The organism is Dyadobacter sediminis (assembly GCF_005860765.1).
GTDB classification, from domain to species: Bacteria; Bacteroidota; Bacteroidia; order Cytophagales; family Spirosomataceae; genus Dyadobacter; species Dyadobacter sediminis.
The window spans coordinates 101,544-121,824 of the sequence record NZ_VCEI01000030.1 but is presented as its reverse complement, the minus strand read 5'-3'; the positions used below and the strand labels follow the sequence as shown (position 1 = coordinate 121,824).

14 protein-coding genes are annotated in these 20,281 nt (G+C 44.2%); 8 read left to right on the top strand and 6 right to left on the bottom strand.

Annotated features, from left to right (window positions below):
- The first annotated feature begins 24 nt into the window (after positions 1–24).
- From FEM55_RS21935 to FEM55_RS21900, 8 genes are all read left to right on the top strand, one after another.
- Positions 25–4,413 (top strand): CusA/CzcA family heavy metal efflux RND transporter, encoded by a 4,389-nt coding sequence (locus tag FEM55_RS21935; RefSeq protein WP_082218026.1) that lies wholly within the window; start codon positions 25–27, stop codon positions 4,411–4,413.
- 39 nt (positions 4,414–4,452) lie between these two features.
- A complete protein-coding gene (locus FEM55_RS21930; RefSeq protein ID WP_082218031.1) occupies positions 4,453–5,667 on the top strand; it encodes an efflux RND transporter periplasmic adaptor subunit in 1,215 nt (404 codons plus the stop codon).
- A 2-nt stretch (positions 5,668–5,669) separates the two neighbouring features.
- Positions 5,670–6,290, top strand: coding sequence for a hypothetical protein (locus FEM55_RS21925; RefSeq protein WP_082218025.1), 621 nt, complete (start codon positions 5,670–5,672; stop codon positions 6,288–6,290).
- A 13-nt stretch (positions 6,291–6,303) separates the two neighbouring features.
- Positions 6,304–8,325, top strand: coding sequence for a heavy metal translocating P-type ATPase (locus FEM55_RS21920; RefSeq protein WP_082218024.1), 2,022 nt, complete (start codon positions 6,304–6,306; stop codon positions 8,323–8,325).
- A gap of 134 nt (positions 8,326–8,459) precedes the next feature.
- The gene (locus tag FEM55_RS21915; RefSeq protein ID WP_082218023.1) at positions 8,460–9,656 is read left to right on the top strand and encodes a di-heme oxidoredictase family protein; all 1,197 of its coding nucleotides are present in this window, start codon (positions 8,460–8,462) and stop codon (positions 9,654–9,656) included.
- Positions 9,657–10,100 (top strand): QcrA and Rieske domain-containing protein, encoded by a 444-nt coding sequence (locus tag FEM55_RS21910; protein WP_082218022.1) that lies wholly within the window; start codon positions 9,657–9,659, stop codon positions 10,098–10,100.
- A complete protein-coding gene (locus tag FEM55_RS21905) occupies positions 10,097–11,323 on the top strand; it encodes a hypothetical protein (RefSeq protein WP_138283469.1) in 1,227 nt (408 codons plus the stop codon). The genes FEM55_RS21910 and FEM55_RS21905 overlap by 4 nt, the downstream gene beginning before the upstream one ends.
- 302 nt (positions 11,324–11,625) lie before the next feature.
- Positions 11,626–12,546 carry an IS982 family transposase gene (locus FEM55_RS21900; RefSeq protein ID WP_138283468.1) on the top strand — a complete coding sequence of 307 codons (921 nt, stop codon included), beginning with the start codon at positions 11,626–11,628 and terminating at the stop codon, positions 12,544–12,546.
- 129 nt (positions 12,547–12,675) lie between these two features.
- Here FEM55_RS21900 and FEM55_RS21895 read toward each other — a convergent pair whose 3' ends face one another.
- The 6 genes from FEM55_RS21895 to FEM55_RS21870 all read right to left on the bottom strand — a co-directional run bounded on the left by FEM55_RS21895 (position 12,676) and on the right by FEM55_RS21870 (position 20,203).
- Positions 12,676–14,997 (bottom strand): multicopper oxidase domain-containing protein, encoded by a 2,322-nt coding sequence (locus tag FEM55_RS21895; RefSeq protein WP_082218020.1) that lies wholly within the window; start codon positions 14,995–14,997, stop codon positions 12,676–12,678.
- A gap of 233 nt (positions 14,998–15,230) precedes the next feature.
- On the bottom strand, positions 15,231–16,115 hold the full coding sequence (locus FEM55_RS21890) for an IS3 family transposase (protein ID WP_138283467.1): 885 nt from the start codon (positions 16,113–16,115) through the stop codon (positions 15,231–15,233).
- Positions 16,116–16,120: 5 nt separating this feature from the next.
- A complete protein-coding gene (locus FEM55_RS21885) occupies positions 16,121–16,432 on the bottom strand; it encodes a transposase (RefSeq protein ID WP_138283466.1) in 312 nt (103 codons plus the stop codon).
- Between the two features lie 806 nt (positions 16,433–17,238).
- Positions 17,239–17,820, bottom strand: a complete 582-nt coding sequence (locus tag FEM55_RS21880) for a hypothetical protein (RefSeq protein WP_131962168.1) — start codon at positions 17,818–17,820, stop codon at positions 17,239–17,241.
- 371 nt (positions 17,821–18,191) lie between these two features.
- Positions 18,192–19,574, bottom strand: a complete 1,383-nt coding sequence (locus FEM55_RS21875; protein ID WP_082218017.1) for an NAD-dependent succinate-semialdehyde dehydrogenase — start codon at positions 19,572–19,574, stop codon at positions 18,192–18,194.
- A gap of 413 nt (positions 19,575–19,987) precedes the next feature.
- Complete coding sequence (locus tag FEM55_RS21870; protein WP_082218016.1) at positions 19,988–20,203, bottom strand: SHOCT domain-containing protein; 216 nt, start codon at positions 20,201–20,203, stop codon at positions 19,988–19,990.
- Between the last annotated feature and the right edge of the window lie 78 nt (positions 20,204–20,281).

Below are 20,281 nucleotides of genomic sequence, written 5' to 3'. Positions count from 1 at the left end.
ATTCTACACAAATTCTAAGTTCAGATGTTAGATAAAGTCATTCATTTTTCAATTCATAATAAGCTTGTTGTTGGCATATTTACCCTGGCCCTTGTCGTCTGGGGGATCTATTCGCTCACGCAGCTTCCCATTGATGCTGTGCCCGACATTACCAACAACCAGGTGCAGATCATCACAAGCAGTCCTTCGCTGGCCGCGCAGGAAGTAGAGCGCCTTGTAACGTTCCCGGTTGAAACAGCCATGGCAACGATCCCGAGCACGGAAGAAATCCGCTCCATGTCGCGGTTTGGGCTCTCAGTTGTGACGATCGTTTTCAAAGACAACATTGACGTTTACTGGGCCCGGCAGCAAGTTTCCGAGCGCCTGCAAAGTGCGGTGGAGCAGATACCACCTGGCGCAGGGTCACCCGAGCTAGCACCAGTTACTACCGGTCTTGGCGAGATTTATCAGTATGTATTGCACACCAAAAAAGGATATGAGAAAAAGTATCCGCCTATGGAGCTTAGAAGTATCCAGGACTGGATTGTCAGACGGCAGCTGTTGGGTACCGAAGGGATTGCTGATGTAAGCAGTTTTGGTGGATTTCTCAAACAATACGAAATCGCAATTGATCCTTTCAAGCTCAGAAGTGCCCAAATCTCGATGAGCGAGATTTTTTCGGCCCTTGAAAGAAATAACCAGAATACGGGCGGGGCCTACATCGACAAAAAGCCCAATGCGTACTTTATCAGAAGCGAGGGGCTGATTGCAAACCTGAAAGATATTGAAAGTATCCAGGTCAAAGAGACTGCAAACGGCCTGCCTGTCCTGATCCGTGATATCGCAACTGTCCAGTACGGCAGTGCTGTCCGTTATGGTGCAATGACGCGCAATGATGAAGGTGAAGTGGTTGGCGGGCTGGTGTTGATGCTGAAAGGCGCAAATGCAGCCAAAGTGATCGGCAATGTAAAAGAAAGAATCCAGCAGATCAGTAAAACGCTCCCGGAAGGTGTGGTGATCGAGCCGTTTTTGGACCGCACAAAACTGGTCAATAATGCCATTGGCACTGTTTCTAAAAACCTGGTCGAAGGGGCGCTTATTGTCATTTTTGTTCTGATACTTTTGCTGGGCAACCTGCGCGCCGGGCTCGTGGTCGCCTCGGTGATCCCACTGGCGATGCTTTTTGCCGTCAGTATGATGAACCTGTTCGGCGTATCGGGCAACCTGATGAGCCTTGGCGCGATTGACTTCGGCTTGATCGTAGATGGCGCTGTTATCATTGTGGAAGCCACGCTGCACCATATTATGGGCAAGAAATATACACACCGGCTCTCGCAGCAGGAAATGGATAATGAGGTTTATGAATCGGCCTCCAAAATCCGGAATTCAGCGGCCTTTGGTGAAATCATTATCCTGATTGTGTACCTGCCGATCCTTGCCCTTGTGGGCATTGAAGGGAAAATGTTCCGGCCAATGGCGCAGACCGTCAGCTTTGCGATCCTGGGCGCATTTATTCTTTCCCTGACCTACGTGCCGATGGTTTCAGCTTTGTTTTTAAGTAAACAAAATGAGCTTAAGCCCAATATTTCAGACCGCATCATAGCCTTTTTTCACAGGCTTTATTTGCCTGCATTAGGCTTCGCCCTACGGCGACGACTAATTGTAGTTTTGACAGCACTGGCACTTTTCGCTGTCAGCCTTTGGATGTTTTTAAATATGGGCGGTGAGTTTATCCCGCAGCTCGACGAAGGTGATTTTGCCGTAGAGCTGCGTGTATTGACTGGCAGTTCCCTTTCTGAATCTATCGACGCGGTACAAAAAGCAGCTGGGTTACTCCGTAAAAACTTTCCGGATGAAGTCATAGAAGTGGTTGGAAAAATTGGGTCTTCCGAAATCCCGACCGACCCAATGCCGGTAGAAGCCGGTGATGTGATGGTTATATTAAAGGAAAAATCTATGTGGACAAAGGCGAAAGGCAGGGAAGAACTTGCTGATAAAATGCAGCAGCTGCTAACTGAATCCATTCCCGGCGTAACATTTGGTTTTCAACAGCCTATCCAGATGCGGTTTAATGAGCTGATCTCAGGGGTGAAACAAGACGTGGCCATCAAGATTTTTGGGGAAGACCTGGATGTATTAGCCCAGCAGGCAGGCAAGATAGGAAAACTGGTGGCATCTGTCGAAGGGGCCCAAGACCTGTATGTGGAAGAAGTAAGTGGCCTGCCGCAGATTGTCGTTACTTTTGACCGTGACCGCATGTCCCAGTTTGGCATCAGCATCCAGGATGCCAACCGCACCATTAATACCGGGTTTGCCGGTAGCAGTGCTGGCCTGGTTTATGAGGGCGAAAAGCGGTATGATCTGGTAGTCAGGCTTAAAAGCGAAAACCGTCAGGCCCTGGAAGACGTACAAGCGTTGTTTGTTACTACATCACATGGAGAGCAGGTGCCACTGAGCCAGATTGCTACCGTCGAGATGAAGACAGGCGCAAACCAAATCCAGAGGGAGGACGCCAAGCGCCGGATAACGGTAGCTTTTAATGTACGTGGCAGGGATGTAGAAAGTATTGTAAAAGAGCTACAAGCCAAAATTGATAGCCAGATAAAGCTTCCTACGGGCTATTACACAACTTATGGCGGCCAGTTCCAAAACTTGCAAGAGGCCAACACCCGTTTAAGTGTTGCTGTGCCAATTGCATTGCTGCTGATTTTTGTGCTGCTCTATTTTACATTTAACTCACTGCGCCAAAGCCTTTTGATCCTTACGGCTATCCCGCTGTCTGCAATCGGGGGCATCTTTGCCCTTTCACTTCGTGGAATGCCTTTCAGTATATCGGCGGGCATCGGCTTTATCGCACTTTTTGGTGTGGCCGTATTAAATGGTATCGTGCTCATTGCCGAATTCAATTCGCTTAGAAAAGAAGGGATGAGTGATTTGAAAAAGGTCATATTTCAGGGAACCGAAACCCGTTTGCGACCAGTACTGATGACAGCCCTTGTGGCATCACTCGGGTTTTTGCCCATGGCTTTGTCCAATAGCTCAGGCGCTGAAGTCCAGCGCCCGCTTGCAACTGTGGTCATCGGAGGGCTTGTTTCTGCGACGCTTTTAACCCTATTGGTACTGCCGGTGCTTTACCTGATTGTTGAAAAGCGTTTTGGTGGTGCTGCCACTAAACAGGCCGGGGCACTTCTGCTTGTTTTTGCTGTATGCAGCTTTTCTGTTCCAGGTGTCCAGGCACAAGATTCCACGCATGTAAGCCGCAAAATTTCTCTTGAAACAGCAATTAGTGAAGCGGCCAGTAAAAACCTGGAAGTGAAAGCAGGAATTTACCAGATCGATTATCAGCGTGCGCTACTTGGGAGTTCTGCTGATATCGCAAAAACGGATATCTCCTGGATGGGCGGGCAGTATAACAGTAACAGGTTTGATAACCAGTTCAATATCTCGCAGACATTGCCCCACCCAAAGGTGGCCAGCAAAAGGAAAGCGTTGTTGTCTGCCCAAATTAACGGCGCACAAGCAAGGCTTGAAGTAACCCAGGCGGAGCTGATCCGGCAAATTAAAAGCAATTATTATCAGCAGGTACTCTTAAAACAACAGCAGCAGTTGCTACAAGGGGAAGGCTTGCGGGCGGACCGGTTTGTAAAAGCAGCAGCCCTGCGCTTTAAAACTGGCGAAACAAGTCAGCTCGAATATTCAGTGGCCGAAAGTGAGCAGGGTGAAATCCAGGCCCGCCTTATTCAAAACCGGGGCAGTTTGCTAGTCCTGCAAAAGCAGCTGCAAATGCTGCTTAACAGCGCACAGCCAGTCGAAGCCCAGACTGACACATTGGTAAGACGTGACCTTGGACAGATACTTGATACTGCGGGGATTAATTCAAATCCCTATTTACAGTACCTAAGCCAGCAAATCGCCATTGAGAAACAGGCTACTGCCGTTTCACGCACCAGCCTGTTGCCTGATTTTAGCATTGGATATTTTAACCAGTCTTTAATTGGCGGGCAAAACATCAATGGTACAGAAGTTTTTTATGGCGCAGGGAAGCGTTTCCAGGGCTTTCAACTAGGTGTTTCTATTCCTGTATTCAGCGGTGCAGCCAGGGCGCGCGTTAAAGCATCCGAGCTTAATGAAAAACTAGCGCAGAACCAGGTGGATCTTGCACGCTTGCAGTTAGGCAACAATTTGCAGCAGGCTATCCAGTCTTATCAGAGCGCAAATCAGAGCCTGGTTTTATATGAACAAAAAACATTGGTTTTAGCAAATGTGATCGCAGGCAATGCCACAAAGGCATATGAAGCGGGCGAGATTGGCTATGTCGAGTTTTCGCAGGCACTGACCAGAGCTTTAAATATCAGGTCTACTTATATGGAGCTGCTTGACAGTTATAACCAATCGGTCATCGAAATTGAATTTCTGGTCTCCGGACAGCAATGACCGGTTTAAAACAATCAATCATTACTAATGATGTATACAATGAAAAATATATTAGTGGTCTTCTTTCTTCTAACAGGCATTTTGGCCTGCGGTAAAAAGCAAGAAGAAAAGCAGCAGGAGCCAGCCCATCAAGACGAAGAGCATCATGAAGGAGAAGAAAGTAATGTCGTTGAGCTGACCAAAGCGCAATATGAAACGGCAGCTATCAAATTGGGCACGGCCAGTACCCGTAATCTGAGTGCTGTTGTGACTGCCAACGGAGTAATTGATATCCCGCCGCAAAACCTGGTGAGCATTTCAGCCCCGCTGGGTGGCTTTGTCAGAAAAACCGAGCTTTTGCAGGGCATGCAGGTTAAGAAAGGACAGGTACTGGCAACCATCGAAAACCCTGATTTTATCCAGATCCAGCAAGACTACCTGGAAACGGAAAGTAAGCTGGAATACGCCCAGCAGGAGTACAGCCGTCAGTTGGAGTTGAGCAAGGAAAATATCAATGCCCAAAAAGTATTGCAACAAGCAACCTCCGAGGTAAAGACACAGAAAGCTCGGTTGGCAGGTTTAAAAGAAAGGCTTATTACGGCTGGCATAAACCTAAATGTCTTACAAAAGGGAACCATTGTCAACAGCGCCGTGATACGTTCACCCATCAGCGGATCGGTCACGACTGTGAATGTGAACCTTGGAAAATACGTGAACCCGACCGATGTGATGTTTGAAATTGTGGACACAGACCACTTGCATGTCGAGCTTTCGATATTTGAGCAGGATATCCCCAAAATTAAACTAGGCCAACTGGTGCGCTTTACAGTCAGCAACAACCCGGGCAAGGAGTACCTGGCCAAGGTATACCTGATCAACCAGAAGATCAATGAAGACCGCACAGTGCGCGTGCATTGTCACCTGGAGAAAGATGATAAGGGCCTGTTGCCACAAAATTTTGTAAAAGCAGTGATCGAAACCGGTGCAAACCCTGTGACTGCGCTTCCAAGCCAGGCTATCGTTGATTTTGAAGGGGAATCATACATTTTCGTGCAGCGTGCCGAAGGTGCCCACACAGACAGTACCTCAAAGGGTGCAGAGTCAGAGGGACTGACTTTTGAGATGGTACAGGTAAGCAAAGGGGTATCAGAAAACGGGTACACACAAATAAAATTCCCGCAGGAATTTGACGACCAAGCCCCGAAGATTGTTCTCAAAGGGGCATATGCCCTTTTATCGAAACTTAAAAATTCAGAGGAAGAAGAAGGCCACTAACTATGAACCAGATTATCCTTGGCAGTATTGCACTTAGCCTGATCCATGCACTGATCCCCAGCCATTGGCTTCCTTTTGTTACGATCGGAAACTCTATGGGGTGGAGCAAAAGGCAGGTCCTGAATACTACATTTTTGGCAGGGGCGGCGCATACATTAAGTACAACCATCTTTGGGTTGATGGTCAGCTTTGCTGGCTTTCAGCTCTCAGAGAACCAAAGTGTTATTGCCAGTAAGATTGTACCCTTGTTTTTGCTGCTCCTGGGACTGTGGTTTGTCATGCAACATTATCGCCATCAGGCACATAGCCATATCGATGAAAAATTGTTGAAATACGGCAGCCACCGAAGGATACTGTTGTCGCTGATGCTGATGATGTTTCTCTCACCTTGCTTTGAGATCAACGCCTATTTTTTGAACGCCGGAGCAATTGGGTGGTATGCGGTTTTGACAATTGTTCTTATTTACAATGTGTTGACCCTTTCAGGGATGATGCTGATGGTAAGCCTGGGAAGGAAAGGGATTAAAAGCATAAACATTCATTGGCTGGAACACTATGAGCAGCTCATTACCGGGCTTACACTTATTGCCCTGGCCATATTAAACTTTATTGTAGAAATTTAAAAGCAGCAATATCATGGAAGAAAACCAAAATAAAGAGCCTGAAAAGCAGGGCCCAGTTGTCGGCGCACTGGCTACCAAACAGCAGCACGAAGGCCATGACCATGCCGAAGGAGAAGAGCATGATGATGATGATACAGGTCATAGTGAAGGGGACGGGCATGATCATGGCGGGCAAGCAGGAAGCGAAAGCCTGATCAAAAGCAGGTGGGCATTATGGCTTAGCCTTTTGATCCTGCTAGGCTTTATTCTTCTAAGCAAAGGCTTTAAAGTCCCTGTTGCTAAGCCCGTCGAGATTGGATTGATGGTCATTGCCTATATCCTGGCTGGCCACAAGACACTGCAAATTGCATTCAGACGCGTCAAAAGAGCCGATTTTTTTAATGAGTTCACGCTCATGACAACGGCAACACTGGGCGCATTTTATATCGGTGAATTTGCCGAAGGGGTTGCTGTCATGATTTTTTACGAGCTGGGCGAGCTCTTTCAGGATTTGGCAGTCAACCGGTCTAAACGCTCTATTAAAGCGCTGTTGGACGTGCGCCCCGACAAAGTGACCGTTAAGAGAAGTGAAGGCAATAAGGTCATTAACCCCTCCGATGCGGCAATTGGTGATATTATCATGGTTAAGCCAGGGGAGAAAGTCGCCCTGGACAGTGAGCTGCTGACCGATTCGGCCAGTTTTAACACAGCTGCATTAACAGGTGAGTCCAAGCCGGATACCAAAGAAAAAGGCAGTGTAGTCCTGGCCGGTATGATCAACCTGGATAGGCCTATCGAGCTGAAAGTGACAACGGCTTTCAAAGATTCAAAGCTTTCCAGGATTTTGGAAATGGTGCAGGATGCGACGGCCAGAAAAGCCCCGACCCAGCTGTTTATCAGCAAGTTTGCCAAAATATATACACCGATTGTCTTCTTTTTGGCCCTGGCCATTACAGTGCTGCCATACTTTTTTGTAGACGATTATGTGTTTAATCAATGGCTTTACCGTGGGATGGTTTTCCTTGTTATTTCCTGCCCTTGTGCACTGACCATATCTATTCCCCTGGGTTACTTTGGAGGTATTGGTCTGGCTTCCCGTAACGGTATCCTTTTTAAAGGTTCTAACTTCCTGGATGTGATGACCAAGGTCGATACCATTGTCATGGACAAGACGGGCACACTTACCAAGGGGGTATTTAAAGTACAGCAGGTTGTCACTGATATGGAAAAAGAAGAATTCCTTTACCTGACGGCATCGCTGGAAAGCGCTTCCACACACCCGGTGGCAAGGGCAGTGATTGAATACCAGCAGGACAAAAAATCGGAAGATCCCACCGAAGTAGAAGAAATATCAGGGCATGGCTTGAAGGGGAAAGTGGCAGGCAAAGCGCTGCTTGCCGGTAATTTAAAACTTCTGGATAAATTTTCAATTTCCTATCCGGGTGATATCAAGGATATCCAGGAAACCATTGTTGTTGTCGCCGTCGATGGCAAGTATGCCGGTTACATCACGATTGCCGACGAGATAAAAGAGGATGCCCCCCAGGCTATCAAAGATATGCATGCCCTGGGAATCAAGACCGTGATGCTCTCGGGGGACAAATCAGTAGTTGCCCAGAAAGTGGCAAAAGAGCTAGGGATTGATGAAGCGTATGGGGACCTGTTGCCAGAAGGGAAGGTTGAAAAAGTGCAGGGCTTTAAAGATGCCGGCAGACATCTGGCCTTTGTCGGGGATGGTGTCAATGACGCGCCGGTTGTCGCACTCGCTGATGCAGGCATTGCCATGGGCGGACTGGGTTCGGATGCCACGATAGAAACTGCCGATGTAGTCATCCAAAATGACCAGCCGTCCAGGATCGTTTCGGCAATCAGGGCAGGAAAAATTACCCGCTCAATCGTCTGGCAAAATATTATCCTTGCCATGTCTGTGAAAGCAGTTGTACTTCTTTTGGGTGCAGAAGGCATTGCTACATTATGGGAAGCTGTCTTTGCTGACGTAGGGGTAGCGCTGCTGGCGATCCTGAACGCCTTCCGCATTCAAGGTAAAAAGATCTAACCTGCTCAGATGCAATAGAAAACCTTCGGCTACATCCGAAGGTTTTTTTTATGCCCAATATTTGCTTTGTAAAAATTTAAACTACCTTTATATAAATTTTAGGCTTATCTAAAATATTGTTAAGAATAATCTAAATGAATAGCCGGTTACTTATTTTTACAATCCTTCTTGAAGCCATTTTAATTATATCCTGTGAGCGTATTACGCCCAGGGTTCCGGCAGACGATCAAATTCTGGATGGTCCCATTGAAGGGCTTACATCTGCGGAAAAGACTCGGTTTTTAGCAGGTGACGTGGCCTTTAATGACGAAATTTTCACTAGCGAAACAGGCCTTGGTTCTGTCTTTGTTGCCACCAGCTGCGGAAGCTGCCATGCAGGTGATGGCAAAGGCACTTTGTTTACAACCCTGACCAGGTTCGGACAAAGCGATGATACAGGCAATAAATTCCTGCACCTGGGTGGGCCGCAGTTGCAGAACCGGGCTATCCCAGGATATACACCAGAAAGTATTCCGGCAGGGGCAACATTTTCCCGCTTTACGCCCCCTGCCAATACAGGGCTTGGCTTTATCGAGATGGTTACCGATGCGGATATCCTGGCAATGGCTGATCCATCTGATGCGGATAAGGATGGAATATCAGGGGTGCCAAATTACGGCGACCTGCCATCTTTTTTGAACCCATTGCCAAATGCAGTCCCCAAAAATGGCAGGTATATACATCGATTTGGTAAGAAAGCTGCTGCATACAGTTTACTGCACCAAACCGTGAATGCTTACAGCCAGGACATTGGTATCAGTTCCTCTTTTGCCCCTTTTGATGTTTATTCGGGTCTTGAAATCGATCCGGAAATTTCAACCCTTACCATTAACAATGTAGTTTTTTATCTGCAAACCTTGAAGGCACCTATCCAAAGGGACCAAAATGATCCGCAGGTCAAGCAAGGGAAGCAAACGTTTATAGAACTGGGTTGCGAGAGCTGCCATAAGCAGACCTTAAAAACGGGTCCTTCCCAGATTTTCGCCCTTTCAAACAAAACCTTTCATGCTTATACCGACCTGCTGCTTCATGAGATGGGCGGCGGACTTGATGACGGTTACACCGAAGGCAGCGCAAAAACTTCCGAATGGAGAACACCACCACTTTGGGGCCTTGGTTTATCGCCTAATTCTCAGGGCGGACAGTATTTTCTGATGCATGATGGCCGGGCAAGAAGTATTGAGCAGGCCATAGAAATGCACGGAGGCGAAGCTACTGGCAGTAAAAACCGTTTCAAACAATTGGCTCAAAGCGAGCAGGCAGATCTCATAAAGTTTTTAAAATCTCTATAAATGGACAGAAAGCAATTCATCAAAGCGTGTGGTATTTCGTGCCTTGGACTATCATCAGCTACCCTTTCACTATCAGGATGCGCCAGCGTTTATTCGGTTCAGGGTGCCGTTTCAGATAAGACCATTTCTTTTCCAAAGGACTCTTTTTTTGAGACCAAAAAGTCAGGGGAGAAAATAGCCCGCCAGGTTGTGGTTGTCAATGTTGACAACCTTAAATTTCCTGTGGCTGTATATGACGATGGTAATAACAAATACACGGCGGTTTGGCTTAAATGCAGCCATCAGGGCAATGAGGTCAGTGTCCATGGCGACTCTTTGTCATGCTCTGCACATGGAAGTGAATACGACCGCTCGGGAAAAGTAACCAAAGGCCCGGCAAAAGAGGATTTGCGCAGGTTCAATGTGCGCAGTGATCAGACTACCATCTTCATTGAACTCGCATGAAGAAACTATTACTACTCTTCATGCTGACCATCTTTGGCCCGGCCCTTTACGGACAAACCGATACGAGCTTTTTCTTTACCCGAGTCAAGCAGGATTCCAGCAAATTGAAGCTCAATATGGACGCCGTCTATAACCGGCCTTTTTTGCAGATGGGAAAGCTCCCTGTTTCCCTGGGCGGGTACCTGGAAGCCAATAGCAGCTATTTTAGTACAGATGGGATCAGTGAAGGCCTCTCTTTTCAATTACCACGGCTAACTATGTTCATGTCGGCGAGTATCCGGCAGCGGATCAAGTTTATGACAGAAATAGAGTTTGAAGAAGGTGGCCGGGAAATCAATATCGAATTTGCTGCGCTCGACCTGGAATTCAATCCGCTGTTTAACCTGCGGGGCGGCGTGATCATGAACCCGATCGGCTCTTTTAATCAAAACCATGATGGTCCGAAATGGGAATTTGTAAGCAGGCCAATTTCATCGACAACCATTATTCCTAGTACTTGGAGTAATGTAGGCTTTGGGCTGTTTGGCAAGTACTCCAAAAAGAATTGGGTGTGGGCTTATGAAGCCTACCTTTCAAATGGTTTTGACGACAAAATCATTAATAACAATCAGAACCGGACATGGTTCCCTGCCAGCAAAGCCAATAGGGAACGCTTTGAGGAAAGCTTTAATGGTGTGCCTTTGAAAACTTTAAAAATGGCGATTAAACACAGAAAAATCGCTGAGATAGGAGTATCCTGGATGGGAGGTGTGTATAACAAGTTTAGGGATGATGGTCTTGTCCTTGATAAAAAAAGGCCCCTTAACTTTATTGCCCTGGATATCAATTCGACTATTCTAAAAGACACTTACCTGAATGGAGAATGGGTTTGGGCTTATGTAGATGTCCCCGATACGTACATCCAGCAATTTGGCAGCCGCCAGCAAGGTGGGTTTTTAGATATTGTCCAGCCAATAAAAAAAGGCAAAATGCTTGGCTGGTCTGAAAGTGTGCTCAACATTGCCCTGCGCCTGGAATATGCAGACTACAATGTTGGAAATTTTCAGGAGCTGGGGCTCAGGATAGCTGATCATGTGTATGCCCTCGTGCCAGCGATCAGCTTCAGGCCATCCGCACAGACCGTAGTCCGGGCCAATTACCGTTATGAAAGACGTACTGATTTATTAAGAAACCCAGCTTCCCAGACTGCTGGGTTCCAGTTTGGTTTTTCAACTTATTTTTGAAACAATGTTCATCCTTGTATAAGCTAACGACAAGTATATTACTCAGATTGGGCTTAATCATTAATTAGTTCAAATGCCACCAGGATAAGGACTTTTAAGCAATAATATTATTAATTTGGAGCAACAACAAGGCTCTCTTGCTTAGGATTATTGGTGAGATATTTTCAATTTATATGCGGAGCATCTAGGACAAAGCCTTAATGCCCTACTTGGCTATATGAAATGGACAGTAAAAGTATTATCACCAAACCCGTTGGGTGAAATAAAATAGTAAGAAAAAGAAAAGTGCATATTGGGTTAATATGCTGAAATTCAGTAGATTAAAGTCACCAAACAAACCCCAATATGCATGTCAAAATAGTAAAAATAGAATTCTTAAAACTATTGAGTCCTTAAACATTTCACTGGATACAAAAAAAGTGGGAAGAAGACCTAAGATGACTGAGTTTCAAGTTATTGCATTGAGTCTTACGGCTGAGTATATGTCACTCGACAGTGAAAATCTATTGTTCCAAATGATTCCAGAAGGTTCCATCGAAAACATTCTCGAAAGAAGTCAATTTAATAAACGTAGACGTAAATTATTTGGCCTGACTGAACGGATCAGGAGCAATCTAAGTCGCAGTTTTGTAGAATTTGAAGACTACTTTGTTGTCGATTCAATGCCGCTTGAAATTTGTAAAATGGCTAGAAGCAAAAGGGCTAAAATTTGTAAGGAAACGTTCGAAACAGCACCAGAAAAAGGTTATTGCGCATCCCAAAACTCTTGGTTTTACGGATATAAATTACACGGTATCTGCACAGTGACGGGTGTTTTTAGTGCAATTGACATAACAAAGGCAAACGTTCATGACATCGCTTACCTGAAAGATGTCAAATCTCAACTATCTGATATGGTGCTACTTGGAGATAAGGGGTATATTTCAAGCCAGCAACAATTGGACCTTTTTCAATCAGTTAATATTCGTTTGAAGACTCCAATGAGAACTAATCAGAAAAACTACAAAAAGCAGCCTTTTGTTTTTCGTAAAACTAGAAAAAGAATTGAGACCCTCTTTTCACAACTCTGTGATCAGTTTATGATCAGAAGAAATTATGCCAAGAGTTTTGAAGGATTTAAGACCAGAGTTCTGGCCAAAATCACGGCCTTGACTTCGATTCAATATATCAACAAATACTTGTTCAAAAGGAACATCAACAATATTAAAATTCAGATTACTTAGTTTCACCCAACGGGTTCACCAACATTAATTATTATCATTTCCAATGCAGCACAAAGTAATGTCTTAGCCTGAAAAAAATAGCTGCCAACATTAACGCGGAGATTACGTACTATTTTCATTATTTCTTGATTAATAACGAATGCTTATACCCGCACCAATTCCGTAATCACTATCATACAAAGCACTGATTGAAAATGTGCGGCTGAAAAAATACCGGAGCCCCATTAAATATTCTTTGTCAGTATTTATCTTACCATCAAAAAATATTCTTGTAGTAATGGGCATATCCCTTCGTTGCAACTGTGCCCGGAAGCGGCCCGTCGGATCTGCCCGGACTTCGGCTTCAACAAAAAAGGGCAAGAGATATATTAAGCCGACTTCAAATTGCCTACGGTTGTCTTTTGTATTCAATTTGTCTTTTGGATCTGTGATCACTTCTTTATTCCTACGATAATCATAGCCTATAAAAGCGGCGAAATAATCCTGTTTGTCAATAAATCGCAACAAGTGGGCTTCCGTTTCGAAATTACCCTTCCAGTTTACCCGCCCTTCAAAACGAAACTGGGTTTTATTATTGGATACAAAGCTTTCGAGAAAGGCCCCATTGGACAGCACATTTAAATCGCCCCACTTGTAAATTGCATTGTCTTCTTTTTTCAGCTCTTTGTAACCGGTTTTTGCAAACTCATTTTGCTCCGAGCCTTCGTAGCTTACAATGCGAGCCATGCCGGCAACCAAATGATATAAAATATGACAATGAAAGAACCAGTCTTTTTCTTCATTGGCTAAAAACTCGATGGTGACTGTTTCCATCGGTTGTATATCGAACGTGTGCTTGAGTGGTGAGTAATCGCCCTGTGCATTTATTAAACGGAAGAAGTGCCCGTGCAGGTGCATTGGATGCCGCATCATCGTGTTGTTAAACATTTTGAACCTCACTACCTCACCCTTTTTTATCATGATGTTATCGGATTTAGAAAGAGGCTTATCATCAAACGACCAGATGTAGCGTATCATGTTGCCGGTAAGCGTTAAGGGAACCGTACGTACTGATAGATTTTCATCAAATGCAGTTGGCTGTATGGAGCGCAGCATATCGTAAGTAAGCGTGCCAGCACTTTTACCGTTGTCCATCTTCATGCCAGCCATGTCTGATTTTTCCGTTGCAGCAGTAGCTTCTTTTTTTGAGCCCATATCCATACCATCCATTTTCGTTACCTCGTCCTCTTTCTTCCTCATATCCATGCCGGGCACTGAGCTACTTTTTTTATCTTCATTGCCCATGTCCATGCCTTCCATGGAGGTTCCTTTTTTACCAGAACCAGCCATATCCATTTTGTTTCTTTCCCTTAACATAGCAAAATAATCCAGCGCAGGAATGTTGGGTGCAGCCACCTTTTTACCACTTCCAAAATAAACCGAACTATAGCCTGAAATATCAGCAGCCGTAGCCCTTAATTCATAAGCGCCTTCCGCAGGAATGGTAATGAGCACATCATACGTTTCAGCAATAGGAAAATCAATCTTATCAATTTTTACTGGCCTTACATCAATACCATCCGCAGCAACGACTGTCATTGGGCCACCAGCAAATTGTATGTTAAAATAAGAACCGGCAGCGCCATTGATAAGCCTTAGTAAAATTGTTTCGCCCGGTTTAAATTCCGGGTACTCGCTTGATTGCCGTCCGTTGGCAAGAAAGGCGTTGTAATACACATCGGATACATCCATCGGCGGCATGCGTCCCCATTCTTGTTTTGCCTTATCGCCTAAGTATCCTTTTACCAATGCTTCACCCCAGCTTTGCACGGAGTTTCTTTTAATGCCATACCATTCGTAACCCGCCTTCAGCGAACGCACAACGGTTGACATGTCTTCGTTAGTCCAGTCAGAGAACAAAATCACTTTTTCTTTTTGAGCCATCTTGTCTGCGGGATAGATAACGATACCTCCATAAAGACCTACCTGCTCCTGAAGCGCAGTGTGCGAATGATACCAGTACGTGCCGTTTTGAATAACAGGAAACGAAAATGTATAGGTACTGCCTGGCTCAATCGGTGGAGTAGTCAGATAAGGAACGCCGTCTGCCTCGTTGGGCAAAAGCAAGCCATGCCAGTGAATAGATGTTTCCTCTTTCATCAAATTTCGAACATGAATAATAGCCGTATCGCCTTTAGTAAAATATAACGTAGGTGCAGGTATGGTGCCGTTAATGGCAATGGCGGGTTTTAATTTTCCTTTTGCAAAAGTTACAAGCGTATCGGTAACATCAAGATAGTAGGCTACGGCTTTACCGGGAACTTTTAATGTTGCTGTTTTTGGCATGTTCATACCATCCATGTTATCACTTCCTTTTTCCTGAGGTTTTGGCATGTCCATACCTTTCATATCCTGCGAAAATGTAGCAGAATAGATTGTCATTACTGCGGCTATTAAAAGTATCTTTTTCATTGTGTAACCTTTATGTTGTTGTTACCAGTTGCCTTATTGCTACTTCATTTACCCTTCAAGCCTGATAAATTTTTGCAAAGTTGAACCTATTTTGTTTACCTGAACTTCTGGGTCAGTCATTTGTTTTTCAATTAAACATCGTTGTGTCACTCACTTGTACTTGCACCGCTTTTCTCATCATTTTCAAACGAACTTGTTTCAAAAACTTATGAAGCAATTGTCTTGACCCCTTATTAGTTGGACATTTCTTCAAGCATGGTTAAGGCGTTTGGCATGGCTTCTTCCCATTTTTGTTGGGGTGTGGTGAAGCCAATGGAACGGTGTAACCTACGCTCATTATAATGCTTGATGAAGCGCTGGATTGTTTCCTTTGCTTCGTAGTAACTGGCGAATTCATTCCGTTCAATTACTTCACGCTCCAAAATACTGTGAAATGCCTCGATATAGGAGTTTTCTTCCGGTGTTGCTACATGCGTAAATTCCTGCCGGACTTCTGAATTTTTTAAAAAATTACGCACTTTGTGAGCAATGAATTGGCTCCCGTTATCATTTCGCAAAACGACGCCCTGCAATTGGTGAAAACTATTCACTCGCCTTAGCAAATTTATCAAATCCAGTTGTCGAATGCTGCTCTGAAGCACCCAATCGATGATTTTACGAGTGTATACATCTAAAATACACAGGAGATAGTAATTGCGTCGCTCACCATGGATCCAGATATACTTAATATCCCAGCAGAGATATTCCAAGGGTTTTGTGGCTTCAATTCGTCGAAACTGAACAAAATCCCGCTTTCCAGCTGGTCGAATCATCTTTCCTAATAGCAGATCGTTGGCAAGCATTAAGCGATATACCTTCTTCTTGTTGATTATATATTCTTTTTTCAGTTCATGTGTAATATATTCATAGCCAAATGCATTGAATTCAGTATCAAGAAGTTGTCGAATACGTAAGGTCACATCTTCGTTTGGTACCAAAACTCCGTCGATTGTCATCGTTACTTGACTAGGTTTTGCCCCCGGTTTACCTTGCCGACGTTTGTAGTAAGTCACACTACGGGGAAGTTCTAACCACCGGCACAGCTCCTTTCGCGTTGTAGATTGCTGGTATTGAGTCATGACGGCTATCTTTTCCTGGGTCCGATAGGAGTTTTTTTTAGCAGTTCACTTTTTACCTCTAGTTCGAGAGCTTGCTTGGCTACTATGCGCTTCAGGCGTTCGTTTTCTTCTTCTAAGATACGTACTTGCGGATCAACTCGTGGATAAGAATCCCGAAGGCCGTCCTTGCCGCTTGCCAAATATTTTTCCTTCCACCTCCTCAAAAGAGATGGTGATAAGCTATACTTTCTGCTAACCTCGGAAGGTCCGCTCCGAAGAGATTCCTGTACGATCGAGTACCGGTCTTCTGCACTGAATGTTCGCCGTTGTTTACTCATGATTCCTAAATTAAATGGACTAAACTGTTTTTACAATTTTGTCCAACCATTTAGGGGGCTAAGACACAATCCCCTCACGTAAGCTCACAACTAACTCATAGCTTAAATCTTTGATAAGCCTGTTTCTATTCATACATCAGTTTGCTTAGTAATGCTTTGCAATGGTGAGTGGTTGAACCTTCTGTACAAGAGTGCGATGCAATGGCTGCTTCATGGCAGCAATAAGGCCGGGCTCATATAAATGAATTTCATATTGTCTCGTGGCATTAAAGTACCTCTGTCTTTTCGCCTAAATCTTGTGAAATAAGAAATGGTTGGTCGCTACTCCGCTCATACGCAAAGCTCGCCTCACATGCCTTCTTTTTTAGAGGCAGCAAGAGATATAAAATCCGTGTCAATAATAACTTCGCTTGTTATAAAGTCGCCCGTCCGGTTTTAGTAGCCGGAGAAACCCATCAGCGCACGGGCTGATCCGGAATTTCCCCGAGGGTTCCTATCATGTACACAGCATTAAATACGGCATCCTGATAAAGCGGTATTTTGCGCATCTCCAAACTTTGCCCGTATGTTGATAACGTGCCTTTTTGTTGCCAGGTGGTCAAGTGCATCAGCATCTTCCGCTGTATATCCAGAACATCGAGTGTACCTCCCGGTAGCAAAGCCTCCGCTACAGGGCAGCGCCTGAATGCCGGGACCCGGTCCAACTTCCAAAAATTTCTCGCCGGACCGTGGTTCCAGAATTTGTTATAGAAAAAATTAATATTCATTACTCTCTTTAAACAATGCCCTGGTGTTCGCCGTATAATTCATTCTGATAATTTTAAAGATAGTCCAATCATAATAAAATTCATGTTCAGATAATTGAGTGGTTTAGAAAATCTGATTGATTTCGCTTGTATGAAGGTTTCTAACCTTTTGCTTGTTTTGTGAGTTAGCCCCAAGGCAATTCCTGCGGCAATACCAACATCTTTAAAATCTGAAACAAAAGAAAAGGTTGGCATCACATATGGAGTGATGATCTTGTTATCATAATAAAACATCCCATTCAGATTAATAAAAGCATCAGTATTATTCTTTATGGTTGGATTATTTAATCCATACATTATACTGCTAAAGTGCCAAACCTCAGCAGAAGCGCCCCAGCTAAAAAAATTCTTGTTGTTCATTTTCCAAAATCCCGTTTCTACATCCAATGCCGGACTGAAATAAGTATCCTCCATTGAGGGTGAAAAAAACACTCCTGTATTCAGAAAATACATTGGCGGATTAGTCGCTTTTAGTGCTTGCGCAGACAGTTGTTGGTTATTTATTATCATGGCAGCTAAAAGAAACAATTGCCAATTCTTTCGAATTTTAATTAATCGCGATAGCATTTCTACAACACACATACATTTTCATTATTCAAATTCAACATGGGAAAGCATCATTGGCGATTTTGCGTACCGTTGAATGTCATTTGGTTCGCTCTGGTAAATGTTCATTGCTGCCTGTTATACAAAATGCACAAGAGTGCGACGCAACGATGATTAAAGTGACATTTCCTGGTACATAAAAATCCTACTTAAAAAATTCTTTTTCAGCCGCATCAGCTTCTGCTCTAATTGTAATAAAAGAACAAAAGTCGTTTTCTTGTTTATTTTTTAGCACCGACATTTGTTTGTCTGTCAAGCATCCATATATCACTCCCGTGGACTTTTATGGTTCTATTCAGCAGGAAATAAATAGCTTTGAAATGAATAACAGCGCTATTTAGAGATTATTAAAAAGGGTCGGTTAGTTCGCTTGTGCGAATAAGTTTTTTGTTTACAAATTCATCAATACCTAACTCTGATAACTCACGTCCGTAACCTGAACGCTTGGTGCCCCCAAAAGGCAAATCAGCTTGTGTCCATGTAGGGTGATTAATGAAAACCATTCCGGTATCAATCTGGTCAGCCACCCGCTGGCCTCGTTCAATGTCTTGCGTGAAAACAGAACCGCCTAAACCAAATGGTGAGTCATTAGCAAGGTCAATAGCAGCCTGCTCATTTTTGACGCGGTAAAAAGAGGCAACCGGTCCAAACAACTCTTCCAGATATGCAGGATTGCCTGGTTTAATATCGGTGAGAATAGTAGGTTGCATAAAAGCGCCAGGGCGGTCAACACGCTTGCCACCTATCAATACTTTTGCTCCTGCATCTACAGCCCGCTTGACCTGGTCGGCTAACTGTACTGCTGCGCCTTCACTACTCAGGGGTCCTAATTCAGTAGTCTTGTCCATTGGGTCGCCGACCACTATATTAGACAACCGGTTTTTGAATCGTTCCAGGAACTCGTCGGCCACAGCTTCTACGGCAATAAACCGTTTAGATGCCACACAACATTGCCCGTTATTATTCATTCTACCCACAACTGCCCATTCAACTGTCTTTTCAATATCGGCATCTTCCAATATGATAAAGGCGTCGCTTCCCCCCAATTCAAGAACAGATTTTTTTAAATTTTTGCCGGCTTCAGATGCTACGCTTGCCCCCGCTTCCTCGCTGCCAGTAAGGGAAACCCCTTTAATTCTTTTATCGCGCACTAATACCGAAGCGCGGCTGCCTGATATCAAAAGGTTGGTATAAATGCCCGGTGCGGCACCCGCTTCTTTGAACAATTCTTCTATGGTGATGGCGCATTGAGGCACGATGGACGCATGTTTTACCAGCACTGTATTGCCTATCATTATGTTAGGCGCGGCAAAACGGGCCACCTGGTAATATGGAAAGTTCCACGGTTCTACACCTAACAGCACACCTACTGGGCTGTGGCGGATAAACGCTTTTCCATGTTCGGGGCTAAGATTTTTATCGGCGAGAAAGACGGCACCATTGTCGGCGTAGTAATCAAAAATATCAGCACTTAAAACTATTTCAGCTTCCGCCTGGGAGATGAGTTTGCCCATCTCCAAAGTGATTGTTGTTGCCAATGCTTCTTTTTTTTCGCGCATCAAGTCAGCTACCTTGTGCAATAAACGGGCACGTTGCTCGTAAGTGGTTCTTTTCCAGTCGCCAAATGCTGTTAAGGCTTGTGCTACAGCAGCATCCACTGCCTCCTCTGTCATTTCTTCAAAAGTCTTGAGCGCAAGGTTTGTTGTGGGATTAATTGTTTGAATAGACATGTTTATTTCTTTTTAGTTTGATTAATATTTCAAGTTCTTTGCCTTCTCGTATTCATTTTTTGAATCGCACAGAAGAACAATTTTTTAACACCGTGAGACTGTGCAAAAACTAGGGGCTAGTTATGCTTTGCCATAACAGAAAGGCCGGTAAAGAAGACAAATGCCGAAACGGTCAGCACAATTAGGGATATGCTCACAACTGTTTATCATTTAAATCATTTTAGACCAAATCCTTTTGCCTATTTTCTCCATTCTGTGTTCTTGGGCAAATATTACACATGAACTTAAAGAAAAGGCAGCAATGAAAGGCAGTAGCTTCTTCATACATTTCCACAGCTAAACCTGATGGTTACCGGTTTAAAAGAAAATCATTTATCTTTAACAGATAGATTTGTTGCAGTTATTTAATATGGTTAAACTACCCGCAAAATTTTTTTATGCTCCTGGTATTCTTCCTTTGTTATTTGTCCTGAAGCGAAACGCTTCTGCAAAATGTCAAGAGGAGTATCTTTCTTTTTTCGCTGACCTGGAATATTGTAAGGCGTAGCAAAAATCCAGAAAATTAATCCTAGCCAAATGAACCACCATATAAAGTGCATTCCCACGAACTGATAACCGCTGTTATACATTTTTTTGTTTTTAAAATTAGAAGATTAACTATGAGAAGTCTTTAAACGGAATAGATGGAAGCAGTTATTGTAACCACT

Coding starts and splice junctions, on each gene's coding strand:
- FEM55_RS21935 (WP_082218026.1), top strand. CDS start 25: ATGTTAGATAAAGTCATTCATTTTTCAATTCATAATAAGCTTGTTGTT.
- FEM55_RS21930 (WP_082218031.1), top strand. CDS start 4,453: ATGAAAAATATATTAGTGGTCTTCTTTCTTCTAACAGGCATTTTGGCC.
- FEM55_RS21925 (WP_082218025.1), top strand. CDS start 5,670: ATGAACCAGATTATCCTTGGCAGTATTGCACTTAGCCTGATCCATGCA.
- FEM55_RS21920 (WP_082218024.1), top strand. CDS start 6,304: ATGGAAGAAAACCAAAATAAAGAGCCTGAAAAGCAGGGCCCAGTTGTC.
- FEM55_RS21915 (WP_082218023.1), top strand. CDS start 8,460: ATGAATAGCCGGTTACTTATTTTTACAATCCTTCTTGAAGCCATTTTA.
- FEM55_RS21910 (WP_082218022.1), top strand. CDS start 9,657: ATGGACAGAAAGCAATTCATCAAAGCGTGTGGTATTTCGTGCCTTGGA.
- FEM55_RS21905 (WP_138283469.1), top strand. CDS start 10,097: ATGAAGAAACTATTACTACTCTTCATGCTGACCATCTTTGGCCCGGCC.
- FEM55_RS21900 (WP_138283468.1), top strand. CDS start 11,626: ATGCTGAAATTCAGTAGATTAAAGTCACCAAACAAACCCCAATATGCA.
- FEM55_RS21895 (WP_082218020.1), bottom strand. CDS start 14,997: ATGAAAAAGATACTTTTAATAGCCGCAGTAATGACAATCTATTCTGCT.
- FEM55_RS21890 (WP_138283467.1), bottom strand. CDS start 16,115: ATGACTCAATACCAGCAATCTACAACGCGAAAGGAGCTGTGCCGGTGG.
- FEM55_RS21885 (WP_138283466.1), bottom strand. CDS start 16,432: ATGAGTAAACAACGGCGAACATTCAGTGCAGAAGACCGGTACTCGATC.
- FEM55_RS21880 (WP_131962168.1), bottom strand. CDS start 17,820: ATGTGTGTTGTAGAAATGCTATCGCGATTAATTAAAATTCGAAAGAAT.
- FEM55_RS21875 (WP_082218017.1), bottom strand. CDS start 19,574: ATGTCTATTCAAACAATTAATCCCACAACAAACCTTGCGCTCAAGACT.
- FEM55_RS21870 (WP_082218016.1), bottom strand. CDS start 20,203: ATGTATAACAGCGGTTATCAGTTCGTGGGAATGCACTTTATATGGTGG.